Origin of the sequence: Erwinia typographi (assembly GCF_000773975.1) — a bacterium.
Classification (GTDB): domain Bacteria; phylum Pseudomonadota; class Gammaproteobacteria; order Enterobacterales; family Enterobacteriaceae; genus Erwinia; species Erwinia typographi.
Window position 1 is genome coordinate 1 of sequence record NZ_JRUQ01000109.1, and the last position, 18,641, is coordinate 18,641.

Here is an 18,641-nt window from a genome sequence, read left to right on the forward strand (position 1 = left end):
ACCTATATCAGGACTAGTCAGTTTGGCCCGCAGGGATCAACCGGTGTTACGCATCCCTGCCGCAACGCCGGCAATGGTCACCATCAGCGCCTGCTCAACGTGGGCATCGGCTTCTTCTCCCCTGGCTTCCTGCTGGCGTGAACGATGCAGCAGTTCGGCTTGCAGAACGTTAAGCGGGTCGGTATAGACGTTTCGCAGCGCGATAGACTCGGCAATCCACGGCTGGTCAGCCATCAGATGGGAGTCATTGGCGATAGTCAGCACCGCTTTGATATCAGAATCCAGCTGGTCGCGTAGCTGTTTACCCAGCGGCCACAGCGGTTGTTCTACCAGGCGCTGATCGTAGTATTCGGCCAGCCACAGATCGGCCTTAGAAAATACCATCTCCAGCATCCCCAGCCGGGTTGAGAAGAATGGCCAGTCGCGGCACATTGTCTCAAGCTGATCCTGATGACCGGCTTCCATCGCCTTTTGCAGCGCCGCGCCAGCCCCCAGCCAGGCTGGCAGCATCAGGCGGTTCTGCGTCCAGGCAAAGATCCACGGAATGGCGCGCAGCGACTCAACGCCACCGCTTGGGCGACGTTTGGCCGGGCGGGAACCTAAAGGCAATTTGCCCAGTTCCTGTTCAGGGGTTGCCGAGCGGAAGTAGGGCACGAAATCTTTATTTTCACGCACGTATCCACGATACATCGCGCAGGAGTCCGCCGACAGCTGATCCATAATGCCGCACCACTCTTTCTTTGGCTCCGGCGGCGGCAGAAGATTGGCCTCAAGGATCGCCCCGGTATACAGCGACAGGCTGCTGATGGTGACTTCCGGCAGGCCGTATTTAAAGCGGATCATCTCGCCTTGCTCCGTCACGCGCAGGCCGCCTTTCAGGCTGCCAGGAGGCTGAGACAGCAGCGCGGCATGTGCCGGTGCGCCGCCGCGGCCAATGGAGCCGCCGCGTCCGTGGAACAGCGTCAGCGTGATACCGGCTTTCTCACAGGTTTTGATCAGCGCATCCTGGGCCTGGTACTGCGCCCAGCTCGCCGCCATCACGCCAGCATCTTTTGCCGAGTCGGAATAGCCAATCATCACCATCTGTTTGCCCTGAATGATGCCGCGATACCAGTCGATGTTGAGCAACTGGCTCATGACATCGTTGGCGTTGTTCAGGTCATCCAGCGTTTCAAACAGCGGTGCCACGGGCAGGGTGAACGGGATACCGGCTTCTTTTAGCAGCAGATGCACGGCCAGCACGTCTGACGGCACTTTCGCCATCGAGATCACGTAGGCGGCAATGGAACCTTTCGGCACTTCAGCGGCAACGCGGCAGGTTTCCAGCACTTCACGCGTGTCGGGGCTTGGCTCCCACTGGCGCGGCAGCAGCGGGCGTTTTGAGCTCAGCTCGCGAATCAGGAAGGCCTGCTTGTCGGCCTCTGACCAGCTTTCGTAATCGCCCAACCCAAGGAAGCGGGTAATTTCGGCAAGCGCTTCCGTGTGGCGGGTGCTCTCCTGACGCAGATCGATACGCACCAGCGGAACGCCGAAGCACTTCACGCGACGCAGCGTGTCCAGCAGCTGACCGTTAGCAATAATGCTCATGCCGCAGGCCTGTAGCGACTGATAGCAGGTGTACAGCGGGTCCCACAGCTGGTCATTCGAAATCAGCAGGTTGGCAGGACGCGGCAGACGTTCGCCCTTCAGGCGACGTTCGAGGTAGGCCTGGGTGCTCATCAGCTGACTGCGCAGATTTTTCATGATCTCGCGATAAGGTTCCAGCGCTTCAGGGTTGCCGCAGAGTTCACGCACCTCTGGCGTACATTCAGACATTGAAAGCTCTGACACCAGCACCGCGATATCCCGCAGGAACAGGTCCGTGGCCTTCCAGCGGCTGAGCTGAAGGACATGGCGTGTAATATCAGCAGTAACGTTCGGATTGCCGTCACGGTCGCCGCCCATCCACGAAGTGAACTGTACCGGCACAAAGTCAACCGGGAGCTTAACGCCGAAGGAGGCTTCAACCTGCTCGTTCAGCTCGCGCAGGAAGTTTGGCACGCCTTCCCACAGGCTATTTTCCACTACGGCAAAGCCCCACTTGGCTTCATCAATCGGGGAAGGGCGATATTTACGAATTTCATCGGTATGCCAGGCCTGCGCAACCAGCTGGCGCAAACGGCGCATGATCTGCGATCGATCGTAGTCAGAAAGATCGTTGTGATCGAGCTGCTTCAGGCAGCTGTTGACTTCAACCAGCTTGTGGATCAGCGTCCGGCGAGTGATCTCCGTCGGGTGAGCGGTCAGCACCAGCTCCAGCGAGAGAGACTCAATCGCTTCACGGATGGACGCTTCGGTGAGCTGTGGCTGCTGCTTCAGGCGCTCAAATACTTTAGTCAGCATTTCCGGGTGATTGGCTCCTTCACCCTTCGGGGAGATCGTATGATACTGCTCGGCAACATTGGTGAGATTCAGAAACTGGCTGAAGGCGCGCGCCACCGGCAACAGCTCATCATTGGACAAATTTTGCAGCGTTGACAGCAATTCTTTACGGTGGGCGTCATTTCCCGCTCTTGATGACTTAGAGAGCTTGCGGATGGCTTCTACCCGCTCAAGGATGTTCTCTCCAAGCGCATCCTTAATGGTATCCCCGAGCAGTTTGCCGAGCATACTGACATTACTTCGCATTGCGGAATATTGTTCGTTCATATGACCCCTGACACCCTTCTTGTATTTGTCACTTTATTTCACCGTTGGCGGCATAACTTTGCCTTTTATCTAGCCACGTTCGTTTCAATTCGTCAAATGACTTAAATTCCGCGGCTGGTGGGGCTAAATGACGGTAATTTATGAAATTTAATTACAGCTAAGTTCGATAAGTTATTCTTATCGTGAAACATGGAACAATTCAGGGGCAACTCGCTGTTTCTGTAGTGAATTGCCCCAAATGTCGGTCAGTGATGGCAAAAATGATGCACAACCTGAGCAATCAGTTCTCTGGTTGGTTTAATAAATGCTGTATCGATGTATTCATCAGGCTGGTGGGCCTGATCGATAGAGCCTGGTCCAAGCACCAGCGTAGGACAAATCTCCTGAATAAAAGGGGCTTCCGTACAGTAGTTCACCACTTCCGTTTCCGTGCCCAGCAGTTTTTCAACTACCTGCACCAGCTGATGGTTACGCGGGCATTCATAGCCGGGGATTGGCGGATGCAGTTCGCCGATGGTCACCCGGCCAGGCCAGCGCTGGCTGACGGGTGCCAGCGCATCGTTCAGCAAGCCTTCAAGATCGTTCAGCGACAGCCCCGGCAAAGGACGAATATCCATATACATTTCACAGCAGGCGCAGATGCGGTTCGGCGCATCGCCGCCGTTGATGTAGCCAAAATTCATCGTCGGATAGGGGATGGCGAACCCATCATGATGATAGCGTTCTTTCAGCGTATTGCGCAGACCCATCAGATGCGTAATGGATTCATGCATCAGCTCAATGGCATTCACGCCGCGGGCCGGATCGCTGGAGTGACCGGATTGCCCCTGAATACGGATCGACTGAGACAAATGCCCTTTGTGCGCCCGCACGGGTTTCAGGGAGGTCGGCTCACCGATGATGGCGCAGTCCGGGCGGATAGCCGTATTGTCAGAGAAATATTTTGCGCCGGCCATCGTCGTTTCTTCATCTGCGGTAGCCAGAATGTAGAGCGGTTTTTCCAGCTTGCTCAGATCGACGTCGCGCAGCGTGTCTAAAATAAAGGCAAAGAAGCCCTTCATATCGGCGGTGCCGAGGCCGTAAAGCTTGTTGTCATGCTCGGTGAGCGTAAAAGGATCGCGGGTCCAGCGGCCGTCGTCGTAAGGCACGGTGTCGGTGTGACCAGCTAATAACAGCCCGCCCGCTCCGTTGCCTGTCCTGGCCAGCATGTTGAATTTGTGGCGCGTGCCGGGCACCGGCTGCACCTCGACGCTGAAGCCTAAATCGCGAAACCAGCCGGCCAGCAAATTGATTAAAGTTTCATTACTCTGATCGATGGCGGCATCGGTGGCGCTGATCGAGGGAGTGGCAATCAACTCACGGTAAAGCTCGATAAAAGGCGGTAATTTTGTCTTCACTGTTGACAGTCCTTGAGTTAGGATAGTATCAATATTCATGCAGTAATAGTGAATAAAAATACATTAGTGGCGTACGGATGGAAACCAGAATTTGTGCCTGAGTCCAGCGCCGCTCGCGTGGGAATGCAGCGTTAGCCGCCGCAGCCCGGAATTTTGAGACCGAATAAGGTAGTCAGTCTGATGTTGAATACGCTGATTGTTGGTGCCAGTGGCTATGCTGGCGTAGAACTTGCGACTTACCTGAATCGTCACCCACAGGTGAACATAACCGCTTTAGCCGTTTCAGCGCAAAGCCCGGACGCAGGAAAATTACTTTCTGACCTTCATCCGCAGCTGAAAGGTATCCTTGATATGCCGTTGCAGCCGCTGAGCAGCGCGTCTGAGTATGCCGGTAAGGTAGACGTGGTTTTTCTTGCGACCGCTCACGAAGTCAGCCACGACCTCGCGCCTGAGTTTCTCGCTGCTGGATGCGTGGTGTTCGATCTCTCTGCGGCGTTCCGGGTTAACAGTGAAAGCTTCTTCACCGACAACTATGGATTCGCGCATCAGCATCTGGACTGGCTGGAAAAAGCCGTATACGGCCTGGCCGAATGGCAGCAGGGCAAAATTAAAGAGGCGCAGCTGATTGCCGTGCCCGGCTGCTATCCGACCGCGGCCCAGCTGGCTCTGAAGCCGTTGGTTGAGGGCGATTTGCTGAACGAGGCGCAGTGGCCGGTTATCAACGCGACCAGCGGCGTGAGCGGCGCGGGCCGTAAAGCGGCCGTCGGCACCAGCTTCTGCGAAGTGAGCCTTCAGCCTTACGGCATCTTCACCCACCGTCACCAGCCTGAAATTGCCGCGCACCTTGGCGTGCCGGTGATTTTCACGCCGCATCTGGGGAATTTCGCCAGGGGTATCCTGGCTACAACGACCTGCCGGTTGAAAGCGGGCGTGACCCGCGATGACGTGGCGGAAGCGTTTCACAATGCCTACCACGATAAGCCGCTGGTGCGGCTTTACGACAAGGGCGTACCGTCGATCAAAGGCGTCGTCGGCCTGCCGTTTTGCGATATCGGCTTTGCCGTGCAGGGCGAACACCTGATTGTGGTCTCGGCGGAGGATAACCTGCTGAAGGGCGCCTCTTCGCAGGCGGTGCAGTGCCTGAATATTCGTTTCGGCTTCCCGGAAACGCAGTCACTTATTTAATCAGTGAGTAAGATTATGAACCCCTTAATTATTAAACTCGGCGGCGTGCTGCTGGACAGTGAAGTGGCTTTGGAGCGCCTGTTTGGCGCGCTGGTCGCCTACCGGGCTGAGCATCAGCGTCCGCTGCTGATTGTTCATGGCGGAGGCTGTCTGGTCGATGAACTGATGAGCAAGCTTTCGCTGCCGGTGAAAAAGAAAAACGGCCTGCGCGTTACGCCTGCCGATCAGATTGATATTATTACCGGAGCGCTAGCGGGAACCGCTAACAAAACCCTGCTGGCCTGGTCGAAGAAACACGGTATCGAAGCCGTTGGCCTGTGCCTGGGCGATGGCAGCAGCGTCAACGTCGAGGCATTCGATGAAGAACTCGGTCACGTTGGTCTGGCCACTCCCGGATCGCCGGTACTGATCAACACGCTCCTGACGGCGGGTTTCCTGCCGGTTGTCAGTTCCATCGGCATCACCCAGCAAGGTCAGTTAATGAATGTCAACGCCGATCAGGCCGCGACCGCGCTGGCTGCCACGCTGGGTGCCGATTTGATCCTGCTGTCGGACGTCAGCGGCATTCTGGACGGCAAAGGTCAGCGCATTGAAGAGATGACCGCCGCCAAAGCCGAGAAGCTGATCGCGGAAGGCGTGATCACCGACGGCATGATTGTGAAAGTCAATGCGGCTCTGGACGCCGCCCGCACGCTGGGTCGCCCGGTGGATATCGCCAGCTGGCGTCATGCTGAGCAGCTGCCGACCCTATTTAACGGCGTGCCAATTGGCACCCGGATCCTCGCTTAACAGAGTATTCAAGGAAAAGACCATGCAAGATAAGAGCATCAAAAAAATCGTTCTGGCTTACTCCGGCGGTCTGGATACCTCCGCCATTATCCCCTGGCTGAAAGAGAACTACGGCGGTTGTGAAGTGGTGGCGTTCGTGGCCGATATCGGCCAGGAACGTAGCGATCTGGAAGGCGTTGAGCAGAAAGCTCTGCAATCCGGCGCGTCTGAATGCCACGTTGTCGACCTGCGTGAAGAGTTTATCAGCGACTACGTCTATCCGGTCCTGCAAACTGGCGCGCTGTATGAAGGCACCTATCTGCTGGGAACGTCGATGGCGCGTCCTGTCATCGCTAAAGCGCAGGTTGAGCTGGCGCTGAAAGTAGGGGCCGATGCGCTGTGCCACGGCGCAACAGGGAAAGGGAACGACCAGGTGCGTTTCGAAACCACCTACACCGCGCTGGCTCCACAGCTGAAAGTGGTTGCGCCGTGGCGCGAGTGGAACCTGCGTTCCCGTGAAGCGCTGCTGGACTATCTGAAAGAGCGCAATATCCCTACCACTGCCTCGCTGGAAAAGATCTACAGCCGTGATGAAAACGCCTGGCACATCTCGACCGAAGGCGGCGTGCTGGAAAGCCCGTGGAATGCCCCAAACAAAGACTGCTGGGTGTGGACTGTGGACCCGCTGGAAGCCCCGGATCAACCCGAGCAGGTAACCGTCTCCGTTGAGAAGGGCCGCGTGGTGGCGGTAAACGGCAAAGCGCTTAGCCCGTTCCAGTGTCTGGAAGCGCTGAACGTGCTGGGTGCGAAACATGGCGTGGGCCGTGTTGACATTGTGGAAAACCGTCTGGTTGGCATCAAATCCCGCGGCTGCTATGAAACCCCCGGCGGCACTATCATGGTTAACGCGCTGCGTGCGGTTGAGCAGCTGGTTCTGGATCGTGACAGCTTCAAATGGCGCGAGCAGCTGGGCCACGAAATGTCCTACGTGGTGTACGATGGTCGCTGGTTCGCCCCGCTGCGTAAATCCATTCAGGCTGCGGCTCAGTCGCTGGCCGAAGAGGTGAATGGTGAAGTGGTGCTACAGCTGTATAAAGGCCAGGTGACCGCGATTCAGAAGAAATCGGCTAACAGCCTCTATTCTGAAGAGTTCGCCACCTTCGGCGAAGACGAAGTGTACGATCATCGTCATGCAGGCGGCTTTATCCGTCTGTTCTCACTCTCTGCACGCATTCGCGCGCTGAACGAAAAGAAATAAGCTTAAGTTACGGCTTACCGCGCCAGGGACTCACTTGAGCCCTGGCGCCTCGCTAAAAATACTCTCACCAAACGAATTTATGGAGCACTGACATGGCACTTTGGGGTGGACGGTTTACTCAGGCAGCAGATCAACGTTTCAAACAATTTAATGACTCGCTGCGCTTTGACTATCGTCTGGCAGAGCAGGATATCGTCGGATCCGTTGCCTGGTCCAAAGCGCTGGTCACGGTCAATGTTCTGACGACGGAAGAGCAGCAGCAGCTGGAAAGCGCGCTGAACGTACTGCTTGAAGAGGTGCGGGCGAATCCGCAACAGATCCTCGAGAGCGATGCCGAAGATATTCACAGTTACGTCGAGGGACGCCTGATTGAGAAAGTCGGCGCGCTCGGCAAAAAGCTGCATACCGGCCGCAGCCGTAACGACCAGGTCGCAACCGACCTTAAGCTGTGGTGCAAGGCGCAGATCGGCGAGCTGCTGATCGCCACCCGCCAGTTTCAGCAGGCGCTGGTGGCTACCGCTGAAGCCAGTCAGGATGCGGTAATGCCTGGCTATACCCATTTGCAGCGCGCGCAGCCGGTGACCTTTGCGCACTGGTGCCTGGCGTACGTAGAAATGCTGGCTCGTGATGAAAGCCGCCTGCAGGATGCTCTGAAACGCCTTGACGTCAGCCCGTTAGGCTGTGGCGCGTTGGCCGGTACTGCCTACGAGATTGACCGCGAGCAGCTGGCCGACTGGTTAGGCTTTGCTTCCGCGACCCGCAACAGCCTGGATACGGTTTCTGACCGTGACCATGTGCTGGAGCTGCTGTCCGACGCTTCAATCGGCATGGTTCACCTTTCCCGTTTCGCTGAAGATTTGATCTTTTTCAATACTGGCGAATCTGGCTTCATTGAGCTGTCCGACCGCGTGACCTCGGGTTCTTCGCTGATGCCTCAGAAGAAAAACCCGGATGCGCTGGAGCTGATCCGCGGCAAATGCGGCCGCGTGCAGGGCGCGTTGACCGGCATGATGATGACGCTGAAAGGATTGCCGCTGGCCTACAACAAGGACATGCAGGAGGACAAAGAAGGGCTGTTCGATGCGCTGGATACCTGGTCAGACTGCCTGCATATGGCGGCGCTGGTGCTGGACGGCATTCAGGTGAAACGCCCGCGTTGCCAGGAAGCGGCAGAGCAGGGTTACGCTAACTCCACCGAGCTGGCGGATTACCTGGTCAGTAAAGGCGTTCCCTTCCGCGAGGCTCACCACATTGTGGGTGAAGTGGTGGTCGCCGCCATCAATAAAGGCGTAGCGCTGGAAGCGCTGAAGCTGGCAGATCTTCAGGCATTCAGCAGCGTGATTGGTGATGATGTTTACCCGATCCTGGCGCTGCAATCCTGTCTGGACAAGCGCAACGCTAAAGGCGGCGTGTCTCCTCATCAGGTGTCGCTGGCGATTACCGAGGTGAAGCAGCGTCTGGGTTAAGGGCAAGTCGCTGTTGCCCTTATGAATTATTTCTTCGGTTAGCCCGTTCTTCTTCAGATAAACCTGGCAAATATCGTCAGGTTTATCTTTTTGTTTCAACATTATCTCTGGTAATTATAATTACTTAATTCCTTTTTTTTCTGATAAATAAATTAACGCCGTCATACTTATAATTAAATGGATTTTCTTTCAATTTACAACTGAGGCTGCTCTATATAAATTTACTCTGCGCATAATTAATGCGTAGAGGACGTTTTTTTATAGATATTTAATGCAAAGGAACGAATATGCGTGAATTAAATTTAGCTGAAGTGAATGTCGTAACAGGGGCGGCCGGCCCTCTTGATTTTATCCTTGACCGTGCCGCCAGCTCAATTCTTTCTGGTGTGGCAGCAGCAGTAACCGGCGGCGCTATTGGCTATTTGCGTGGCGGTGATGCCACTGGGGTGCTGGGGCTAAACTTTATCGGTCAGTTAGTGGGGGCGTTTGGCGGGGCGATCATCGGCGGGATCGGCGGTGTAGTGGGCGGTGCGATGGTCCCTTTTGAGTGGAGTTACCCGCTGGTGATAGACGCTTTTGAAACGGTAATTAATGGCGGCATCAAATAAATCTTGATGATGTTATCTTAATTTTAAATCAACTTTAAAAGGAATTTAGTATGCGTGAGTTAAACGTCAGGGAAGTTTGCGCTGTTTCAGGTGCCTACGGCGATAACGCTGTCGCTAATATATTGGAAGGGATCTATTGCTCTGTGGGCGCCGCGATTATAGGCTCATGGACGCTGGCGATTGCCGGGGGCCGTGGTGCCTTTAGTGGCGATGTGATTGGCATCGGCGGCGGGCTTACTGCGCTGGCTGGCATGGTGGGCGGCGCGGCACTGGGCGCTGTTGCTGGCGCTATCGCCGGGCCGTTTATTGGCTATGATAAGGGCCTGGTAATGGCAGAAGAGATGATCCGGGATTTGATGCGGGGTAAACCCGGTCTGTAAGGCAACACAATAAAAAAAGCGGGCCAGCAGGCCCGCCAAAAGAATGTCGACTTTATTTTAATTTCCCGGCACATAAGAGAGCGGGTCATCGTGGCATCACCCGTTCTGCTTATCTTTTACGCAACAAAAAACTTCTCCAGATCGTCGCTGCCGCCAATGTGGCGTCCACCGATAAAGACCTGCGGCACCGTGGCGCGGCCGGTGACGGCTCTCAGGCTGACGGTAGTGGCATCCTGCCCCAGGACAATCTCTTCGTACTGTATTCCCCGTTCCTGGAGCATCTGTTTGGCTTTGGCGCAGAATGCGCAACCGGGCTTGGTGAACAGGGAAACGGATTCCTGCACCTTAAATTCCGGCGCCAGATAGCGCAGCATGGTATCGGCATCAGACACTTCAAACGGGTCGCCAGGCTTATTAGGCTCGACAAACATCTTTTCCACCACGCCGTTGCGTACCAGCATGGAGTAACGCCATGAACGAGGACCAAAGCCCAGTTCGGCTTTCTCTACCAGCATCTCCATGCCACGGGTAAAGTCGCCGTTGCCGTCGGGGATGAAAGTGATGTTCTCCGCGTGCTGATCGGCTTTCCACGCATTCATCACAAAGGTGTCGTTTACCGACACGCAGAGAATGCTGTCCACGCCCTGCTTTTTGAAGACCTCTGACAGCTCGTTATAGCGCGGGAGATGGCTTGACGAGCAGGTCGGGGTAAACGCACCCGGCAGGGAAAAAAGAATCACAGTTTTGTCTTTAAACAGCTCATCAGTCGTTACGTCGACCCAATTGTCGCCCTGACGCGTATGAAAAGTGACCTGTGGGACTGACTTACCTTCCTGACTTGCAAACATAAACTACCTCTTGATTAGGGGTGACTCATCTCTCGAACGGGCGACATTATTGCTATCGGTGCTTGATAGGGCTAATCGTTGATTGCTATCCTATCTATCGCCACGGACTATCGTGGCCCGGAGGATTAAATGAATATTCGTGATCTTGAATACCTGGTAGCGCTGGCCGAGCATCGCCATTTCCGGCGTGCGGCGGATGCCTGCCACGTCAGTCAGCCCACTCTTAGCGGCCAAATCCGTAAGCTGGAGGATGAGCTTGGCGTGATGTTGCTGGAAAGAACCAGCAGGAAGGTGTTGTTCACCCAGGCTGGACTTCTGCTGGTGGATCAGGCACGTACCGTATTGCGTGAAGTGAAAGTGCTGAAGGAGATGGCCAGTCAGCAGGGTGAAGCGATGTCCGGGCCGCTGCATATAGGGTTGATCCCGACGGTGGGACCCTATCTGCTGCCGCAGATTATCCCGACGCTGCACCAAACGTTTCCCAAGCTGGAGATGTATCTGCACGAGGCGCAGACGCAGCAACTGCTGGCACAGCTCGACAGCGGCAAGCTGGACTGCGCCATTCTGGCGTTAGTCAAAGAGTCAGAGGCCTTTATTGAGGTGCCTCTGTTTGATGAGCCGATGAAGCTGGCGATTTACCAGGATCATCCGTGGCACGATCGGGATCGGGTTCCGATGTCAGATTTAGCCGGTGAAAAGCTGTTGATGCTGGAGGACGGACACTGCCTGCGCGATCAGGCGATGGGCTTCTGCTTCCAGGCCGGGGCTGATGAGGACACGCATTTTCGGGCTACCAGCCTGGAAACCCTGCGCAACATGGTTGCGGCAGGAAGCGGCATCACGCTGCTGCCTGCGCTGGCCGTGCCTAAAGAGCGCGTGCGGGATGGCGTCTGCTATCTGCCGTGTTATAAGCCGGAACCGCAGCGTACAATTGCGCTGGTTTATCGTCCCGGTTCGCCGCTGCGCAACCGCTATGAGCAGCTGGCAGAGGCGATCAGGACCCATATGCAGAGCTATATGGGCACCACGTTAAAACAGGCGGTTTAAGCCGTTTAACGCCGCCACACGGTAGGCTTCGGCCATCGTTGGATAGTTGAAGGTGGTATTCACGAAGTACTCAATCGTGTTCCCTCCATTTTTCTGTTCCATGATGGCCTGGCCGATATGAATGATCTCCGCCGCACGCTCTCCAAAACAGTGGATACCCAGAATCTCTTTGGTTTCGCGGTGGAAAAGAATTTTCAGGCTTCCGACATTCATCCCCACAATCTGCGCGCGCGCCAGATGCTTAAACTGCGCACGCCCCACTTCGTAAGGCACCTTCATCGCCGTCAGCTGCTGCTCGGTTTTGCCCACTGAACTGATTTCCGGGATGGTATAAATCCCGGTGGGAATATCCTCAATCAGGTGCGCATTCGCCTCGCCCTTGATCAGCGCCTGTGCCGCAATGCGACCCTGATCGTAAGCTGCCGACGCCAGGCTTGGGTAGCCAATCACGTCGCCTACCGCGTAGATGTGCGGCTGTGCGGTCTGATACATGCTGTTCACTTTCAGCAGGCCGCGTCCGTCCGCCTCCAGCCCAACGTTTTCCAGCGACAGCGAATCGGTATTCCCGGTACGGCCGTTGGCGTAGAGCAGGCAGTCGGCTTTCACCTTCTTGCCTGACTTCAGGTGCATGATGACCCCGTCACTGACGCCTTCAATCTTCTCGAACTCTTCGTTGTGGCGGATCACTACGCCGCTGTTCCAGAAGTGGTAGGAAAGCGAGTCTGAAATCTCCTGGTCAAGGAACGCCAGCAGGTGATCGCGGGTATTGATCAGATCGACCTTCACGTTCAGGCCACGGAAAATCGACGCGTACTCACAGCCGATCACCCCGGCGCCATAGATAATGACGTGGCCTGGCTCATGGTGCAGGTTAAGGATCGAGTCGCTGTCGTAGACGCGAGGATGGGTAAAGTCGACATCATCAGGGTGATAGGGGCGTGAGCCGCAGGCGATAACAAATTTTTCCGCGGTCAGGCGCTCAACGGTACCGTCATGGCTTTCTATCTCAATGGTGTTGGCATCCACAAAACGCGCGTCACCCTGATATAACTCGCAGCGGTTGCGTTCATAGAAGCCCTGGCGCATACGGGTTTGCTGGCTAATGACGTTTTCCGTGTGATTAAGAATGTCAGCAAACGAGGACCGCAGCAGGCGAGTATGGTCACTGTAAAGTGGGTTCTGGTTGAATTCGATAATACGGCTCACAGCATGGCGTAGCGCTTTAGAAGGGATAGTTCCCCAATGGGTACAACCGCCGCCGATGTTGTGATAACGCTCGATAACCGCAATGCGAGCGCCCTGTTTGACCAGGCCCATCGCGGCGCCTTCACCGCCCGGACCGGAGCCAATCACAATGGCGTCGTAATCATAAGACTGTTGCATACCAATACGTCCTATTTTCTTATACAATTTTTCAACGAGATTCTAACATCCCGATGACGACTTCCCAATTCTAACAGGCTTTTTTGCCATCATTTGACAAAGCGTGAGGTTAACAGCCGCTCACAAACTAGTTGCCGCTGTACGCTGAAATTTTTGTTATAGTGCCGATTGGGCAAGTAAAACAGGCACAAACATGGCTACCATCGGCGTCAGAGCACAGCAGAAAGAACGGACAAGACGTTCGCTGATTGAAGCAGCATTTAGTCAGCTAAGCGCCGAGCGGAGTTTTGCCAGTCTGAGCCTGAGGGAGGTCGCCAGGGAAGCGGGGATCGCGCCGACATCATTCTACCGTCACTTTCGTGATGTAGATGAGTTAGGACTAACCATGGTGGATGAAAGCGGGCTGATGCTTCGCCAGCTGATGCGCCAGGCTCGTCAGCGCATTGCCAAAGGGGGCAGCGTCATTCGCACCTCGGTCTCCACCTTTATGGAGTTTATCGGCAATAATCCTAACGCTTTCCGCCTGCTGCTGCGGGAACGTTCAGGAACATCGGCGGCGTTCCGTGCGGCGGTAGCCCGTGAAATTCAGCATTTTATCGCCGAACTGGCTGACTATCTTGAGATTGAAAACCGTATGCCGCGCAGCTTCACTGAAGCTCAGGCTGAAGCGATGGTGATTATCGTGTTTAACGCCGGTGCGGAAGCGCTGGATATCGATATCGCGCAGCGTCGTCAGTTGGAAGAGCGGCTGGTGCTGCAACTGCGGATGATTTCGAAGGGTGCTTATTACTGGTATCGTCGTGAACAGGAGAGGCTGGCGGTGACGCTGGAATCCCGTGAATAAAGGAAAGTGACATGAGCTTAGCGCCTGGCCGGGACAGAGGTACGCTGTTGCTGGCATTTCTCACCGGATTGTCGATCAACGGATCGTTTTCAGTGATATTCAGCTCTTTTGTGCCGTTCTCTGTTTTCCCTTTGATTGCGCTGGGCCTTGCCGCCTGGTGTCTGCATCAACGCTATCTGAATCGCTCTATGCCGGACGGTATGCCTTCACTTGCCGCGGCCTTTTTCCTGTTGGGCATTCTGCTCTACAGCGCTATTGTTCGTGCTGAATACCCGGAGATCGGCTCCAATTTTGTGCCGACGATTCTGATGGTGGCGCTGGTGTTCTGGATTGGGCTGAAGCTGCGTGCGCGTAAAAGCGAGTAGCTGTGGGCGACGGTGTCGCCCGGTGCCGTTTAGCGCCTGGTCAGCAGCACGCCGCACTCCATATGGTGCGTATAGGGGAACTGATCGAACAGCGCCAGCTTCTCAACGCGGTGCGTCTCTGACAGGGTCGCGAGGTTCTCGCACAGCGTTTGCGGGTTGCAGGAGATATAAAGAATGCGGGGATAGGCCTGCACCATTTTTACCGTTTCCGCATCAAGCCCGCTGCGCGGCGGGTCGACGAAAATCGTCTCGCACTGATAGCTCTGTAGATCGATCCCTTCCAGACGCGTAAATTTACGGGTTCCGTTCATCGCTTCGGTAAACTCTTCCGCCGCCATACGCACAATCTGCACGTTTTCAATCTGGTTGACCGCAATATTGTACTGAGCGGAAGCCACCGAAGGTTTGGCAATTTCCGTCGCCAGCACCCGGTTGAAATTGCGTGCCAGCGCCAGTGAGAAGTTGCCGTTGCCGCAGTACAGCTCCAGCAGATCGCCGGTAGCATCCCTGGTGACATCCAGCGCCCATTCCAGCATCTGAATATTCATCGCGGCGTTGGGCTGCGTAAAGCTGTTTTCCACCTGACGATAGAGGATGTTCTTTCCGGCTACCGGTAAGCATTCATCAACGTAATCCCGATCCAGACAGATTTTGGTCTTTGTTGCTCGACCAATTAAATGCAGGTCAAACCCTTCAGCTCGCAGCTTATCCCGCAGCGCTTCCGCTTCCCGCTGCCACTCTTCGGTCAGCGCGCGATGATAAAGCAGAGAGACCACGATCTGATTGCTCATCGTGGAAAGGTAGTCGACCTGAAACAGCTTATGACGCAGCGCCTTATTGTCACGAACGGCCTCGATCAGGCGCGGCATCAGCTGGTTAATCAGCTGGCTCGCTGCCGGGAAACTGTCCACGCGAATGCGCTGGCGAGTCTGCTGGTCAAAAATGATGTGATAAAGGTCGTCTCCTTCGTGCCAGAGCCGGAATTCCGCGCGCATCCGGTAATGGCTGACCGGTGAACGAAATACCTCAACCTCCGGTGCCGCATACGGCGTCATCAGCGTCTGCAAACGGCTGACTTTTTCCTCGAGTTGGGCATCGTATTGTTCAATGGGCAGCTGTTCGGGCGTCATGCTAAATCCTAAGGTTGAAGGGCTTTTATTGCCGGGCGATTGTAGGCATCTGACACTCAATGTCCAGTCTTGTCCACGCTGGCGTGGTGTTGGATGTCTGGATATCTGGACTTCTTTCATTGTTGAACATAAGATGCCTTTTCCGGCCTTTCAAACAGTTAAAAGGGAATCCAGTGCAAAGCTGGAGCTGACGCGCAGCGGTAGGGAATGTCATGGCGATTGCTCTGCAGACACTGTCTCACGATGGGAAGTCTTCGCCATTTAATGATTCCGAGCCCGAAGACCTGCCGGTATTACGTCGCAATTCATACGATCATCGCGTGCTATCGGTCGTAGGCCTGCGGCATCCTGCAAGAATTTTTGGATGCTTTGTCAAAAATGATAACCAATAAAACCCCACTGTTGGCTTTTAGCGCAACGGCGATTTCCCTTTGGGCGCAGAATGGCTTTGCGCAGGACGCTGATAATACGCTGGTTACTACTGCCAACCGCTTTGCCCAACCCGTCTCTTCGGTGCTGGCGCCCACGACGGTGGTCACCCGTGACCAGATTGACCGCTGGCAGTCTAAAAGCGTGGCGGATGTTATGCGTCGTCTGCCGGGCGTTGATATCGCGCAATCGGGCGGGCTGGGTCAGCAAAGCTCACTGTTTATCCGGGGCACGGAATCCCGCCATGTACTGGTGTTGATTGACGGCATTCGCCTGAATCAGGCCGGCATTAGCGGATCGTCCGATCTCAGCCAAATCCCGATCTCTCTGGTGCAGCGCATTGAGTATGTTCGCGGCTCACGTTCGGCGGTGTATGGATCGGATGCGATTGGCGGCGTGGTCAACATTATCACCGGTCGCAGCAAGCCGGGCACCACGCTGACCGCTGGCGTCGGCTCCAATGGTTATCAGGCTTATGATGGGTCTACGCAGCAAATGCTGGGTCAGAACACGCGGGTGACGCTGGCGGGTAACTATACTTACACCAAAGGCTACGACGTGGTGGCCAACTACCCGGATGTCTACGGCGATCCGGCGCAGAAAGATCGTGACGGATTTATGAGTAAATCCCTCTATGGCTCCGTGGAGCACCAGTTCAATGAGGAGTTTAGCGGTTTTGTCCGGGGTTATGGCTATGATAACCGAACGGCCTACGATAATTCTCTGAGCTACACCGTTCCTGGCGCGCTGGTTGATACTCGTCAGCTTTACAGCCAGACGTGGGATACCGGGCTGCGGTTTAATCGCGACATCTATTCCACTCAGTTAATTGCCAGCTACAGCCATACCAAAGATTATAACTATGACCCTCGTCTGGGCCGCTACGCCGATCCGGCTACGCTGGATGACGTTGAGCAGTACAATCTCCAGTGGGGCAACACGGTGGCGCTGGGCTATGGTACGGTTAGCGCCGGGGTAGACTGGCAGAAGCAAACTTCGCAACCCAACACCAATTATGTCAGTGAAGGGCAAGAACAGCGTAACACCGGCGTCTATGCCACCGCGCAGCAGAAACTGGGCAACGTGACGCTGGAAGGCGCCGTTCGCGGTGACGATAACAACGCTTTCGGCTGGCACAATACCTGGCAAACCAGCGCGTCCTGGGAATTTGTCGAGGGCTATAGCGTCTTTGCCTCTTACGGTACGGCTTTCAAGTCGCCGAACCTCAGCCAGCTATACAGCGGCGTCTACGGGAACCGCGACCTCGACCCTGAAAAAAGCAAGCAGTGGGAGGGCGGTTTTGAAGGCCTGACGGGTCCGGTTAACTGGCGTCTCTCGGGCTATCGTAACGACATTGATGATCTGATCGACAGCGACCCGACCACTTACCGTTATTACAATATCAATAAGGCAACGATCAAAGGCGTTGAGGCCACGGCTTCATTTGATACCGGACCGCTCAGCCATACTGTTTCTTATGACTATGTCGACCCGCGCAACGGTAACACTAATGAAATCCTTGTTCGTCGCGCCAAACAGCAGGTTAAATACCAACTCGATTACACGATTTATGATTTTGACTGGTCGCTGAGCTATCAATATCTGGGCGAACGTTATGACAAGGATTACAACACCTCTTACACCACCCGTACCGTTAAGCTCGGCGGCGTAAGCCTGTGGGATCTTGCCGTTTCGTATCCGGTCACGTCTCAGCTGACCGTTCGTGGTAGAATAGCTAACCTGTTTGATAAAGATTACGAGACAGTTTATGGCTATCAAACTCCAGGAAGGGAGTATTACCTCAGCGGCAGCTACACCTTCTAAAGAGCGTCCCACCGTGCTGGTTTTTGATTCTGGCGTCGGTGGGCTTTCCGTCTATGATGAGCTCCGGCAGCTGATGCCGGACCTCCACTATCTTTATGCATTTGATAACGTGGCCTTTCCCTATGGCGAAAAGTCAGAAGAGTTTATCGTCCACCGGGTTGTCGACATCGTTGCCGCTGTAACCCGGCGCTACCCTTTGGCGCTGGTGGTGATCGCCTGTAACTCGGCCAGTACCGTTACCCTCCCAGCGTTGCGTGCGCGTTTCGACTTCCCCGTGGTAGGCGTTGTGCCTGCGATCAAACCGGCTGCGCGCCTGACGCGCAATGGCATCGTAGGCTTGCTGGCAACGCGCGGCACGGTTAAACGTCCTTATACCCATGAGCTGGTGGCTCGTTTCGCCAGCGAATGTAAAACCGAAATGCTGGGCTCGGCAGAGCTGGTGGAACTGGCCGAAGCGAAGCTACAGGGTAAGCCGGTTCAGCTGGAGGAAGTCCGCCGTATTTTGCAGCCATGGCTGCGTATGAAAGAGCCGCCGGATACCGTGGTGCTGGGTTGCACGCATTTCCCATTATTAAATGAGGAGTTGCAGCAGGTACTGCCGGAGGGGACGCGGCTGGTAGATTCCGGTGCGGCAATAGCTCGCCGCACGTCATGGCTGTTAGAAAATGAATCGCCAGCGGCGTTTTCTGCCGACGGCAATATCGCTTTTTGCATGGATATTACCGAGCAGGCAGTGCAGCTTATGCCCGTTTTACAGCGTTATGGCTTTGAAAAGCTCGAAAAGTTGACGGTTTAACCCTGCGATGAGTAAAAAATAAACGGTTGAAATTTTTTTTGCAATTAGCGCTTGCGGGTCGTCAGGAACTCCCTATAATGCGCCTCCACTGACACGGAACAACGGCATACAGGCCACCGGGTCAGGAAGAGAAAATTGAGAAAATCTCTTGACTCTTCAGCGGGAAAGCGTAGTATCTGCACCCCGCGCCACACGAGATTATGTGGCACCGCTCTTTAACAATTT

The 18,641-nt window shown here is 55.1% G+C and carries 16 protein-coding genes and 1 riboswitch; of the genes, 11 read left to right on the forward strand and 5 right to left on the reverse strand.

What is annotated here, in order from left to right; translation table 11 throughout:
* Positions 1–36 precede the first annotated feature (36 nt).
* Positions 37–2,688, reverse strand: coding sequence for a phosphoenolpyruvate carboxylase (gene ppc / locus NG99_RS26545; protein WP_034899713.1), 2,652 nt, complete (start codon positions 2,686–2,688; stop codon positions 37–39).
* A 245-nt stretch (positions 2,689–2,933) separates the two neighbouring features.
* A complete protein-coding gene (gene argE / locus NG99_RS26550; protein ID WP_034899714.1) occupies positions 2,934–4,085 on the reverse strand; it encodes an acetylornithine deacetylase in 1,152 nt (383 codons plus the stop codon).
* A gap of 180 nt (positions 4,086–4,265) precedes the next feature.
* On the opposite strand from argE, the gene argC reads away from it, so the two are divergent.
* The 6 genes from argC to NG99_RS30255 all read left to right on the forward strand — a co-directional run bounded on the left by argC (position 4,266) and on the right by NG99_RS30255 (position 9,750).
* Positions 4,266–5,270, forward strand: a complete 1,005-nt coding sequence (gene argC, locus NG99_RS26555) for an N-acetyl-gamma-glutamyl-phosphate reductase (RefSeq protein WP_034899717.1) — start codon at positions 4,266–4,268, stop codon at positions 5,268–5,270.
* Positions 5,271–5,282: 12 nt separating this feature from the next.
* Positions 5,283–6,059 (forward strand): acetylglutamate kinase, encoded by a 777-nt coding sequence (gene argB / locus NG99_RS26560; protein WP_034899738.1) that lies wholly within the window; start codon positions 5,283–5,285, stop codon positions 6,057–6,059.
* 22 nt (positions 6,060–6,081) lie between these two features.
* A complete protein-coding gene (locus NG99_RS26565; RefSeq protein ID WP_034899720.1) occupies positions 6,082–7,296 on the forward strand; it encodes an argininosuccinate synthase in 1,215 nt (404 codons plus the stop codon).
* A gap of 92 nt (positions 7,297–7,388) precedes the next feature.
* Positions 7,389–8,762, forward strand: coding sequence for an argininosuccinate lyase (gene argH, locus NG99_RS26570; RefSeq protein ID WP_034899721.1), 1,374 nt, complete (start codon positions 7,389–7,391; stop codon positions 8,760–8,762).
* 287 nt (positions 8,763–9,049) lie between these two features.
* Positions 9,050–9,370 carry a hypothetical protein gene (locus NG99_RS26575; RefSeq protein WP_052130892.1) on the forward strand — a complete coding sequence of 107 codons (321 nt, stop codon included), beginning with the start codon at positions 9,050–9,052 and terminating at the stop codon, positions 9,368–9,370.
* Positions 9,371–9,420: 50 nt separating this feature from the next.
* Positions 9,421–9,750, forward strand: coding sequence for a hypothetical protein (locus NG99_RS30255; RefSeq protein WP_034899723.1), 330 nt, complete (start codon positions 9,421–9,423; stop codon positions 9,748–9,750).
* A 116-nt stretch (positions 9,751–9,866) separates the two neighbouring features.
* Here NG99_RS30255 and NG99_RS26585 read toward each other — a convergent pair whose 3' ends face one another.
* Positions 9,867–10,598 (reverse strand): redoxin family protein, encoded by a 732-nt coding sequence (locus tag NG99_RS26585; protein WP_034899726.1) that lies wholly within the window; start codon positions 10,596–10,598, stop codon positions 9,867–9,869.
* A 129-nt stretch (positions 10,599–10,727) separates the two neighbouring features.
* On the opposite strand from NG99_RS26585, the gene oxyR reads away from it, so the two are divergent.
* The gene (oxyR, locus tag NG99_RS26590; protein WP_034899729.1) at positions 10,728–11,645 is read left to right on the forward strand and encodes a DNA-binding transcriptional regulator OxyR; all 918 of its coding nucleotides are present in this window, start codon (positions 10,728–10,730) and stop codon (positions 11,643–11,645) included.
* On the opposite strand, the gene sthA is transcribed toward oxyR, so the two are convergent.
* Positions 11,628–13,028 (reverse strand): Si-specific NAD(P)(+) transhydrogenase, encoded by a 1,401-nt coding sequence (gene sthA / locus NG99_RS26595; protein WP_034899731.1) that lies wholly within the window; start codon positions 13,026–13,028, stop codon positions 11,628–11,630. The genes oxyR and sthA overlap by 18 nt on opposite strands.
* Positions 13,029–13,230: 202 nt before the next feature.
* On the opposite strand from sthA, the gene fabR reads away from it, so the two are divergent.
* Entirely contained in the window at positions 13,231–13,872 is a 642-nt protein-coding gene (gene fabR, locus NG99_RS26600) for an HTH-type transcriptional repressor FabR (protein WP_034899740.1), read from the forward strand.
* A gap of 11 nt (positions 13,873–13,883) precedes the next feature.
* Positions 13,884–14,237, forward strand: a complete 354-nt coding sequence (locus NG99_RS26605) for a YijD family membrane protein (protein ID WP_034899733.1) — start codon at positions 13,884–13,886, stop codon at positions 14,235–14,237.
* 29 nt (positions 14,238–14,266) lie between these two features.
* Here NG99_RS26605 and trmA read toward each other — a convergent pair whose 3' ends face one another.
* On the reverse strand, positions 14,267–15,367 hold the full coding sequence (gene trmA / locus NG99_RS26610) for a tRNA (uridine(54)-C5)-methyltransferase TrmA (protein WP_034899734.1): 1,101 nt from the start codon (positions 15,365–15,367) through the stop codon (positions 14,267–14,269).
* A 127-nt stretch (positions 15,368–15,494) separates the two neighbouring features.
* Positions 15,495–15,673: riboswitch (cobalamin riboswitch) on the forward strand.
* A 72-nt stretch (positions 15,674–15,745) separates the two neighbouring features.
* Here trmA and btuB point away from each other — a divergent pair.
* Entirely contained in the window at positions 15,746–17,620 is a 1,875-nt protein-coding gene (gene btuB, locus NG99_RS26615) for a TonB-dependent vitamin B12 receptor BtuB (protein ID WP_034899736.1), read from the forward strand.
* A complete protein-coding gene (murI, locus tag NG99_RS26620) occupies positions 17,565–18,416 on the forward strand; it encodes a glutamate racemase (protein WP_034899737.1) in 852 nt (283 codons plus the stop codon). The genes btuB and murI overlap by 56 nt, the downstream gene beginning before the upstream one ends.
* Positions 18,417–18,641: the final 225 nt, after the last annotated feature.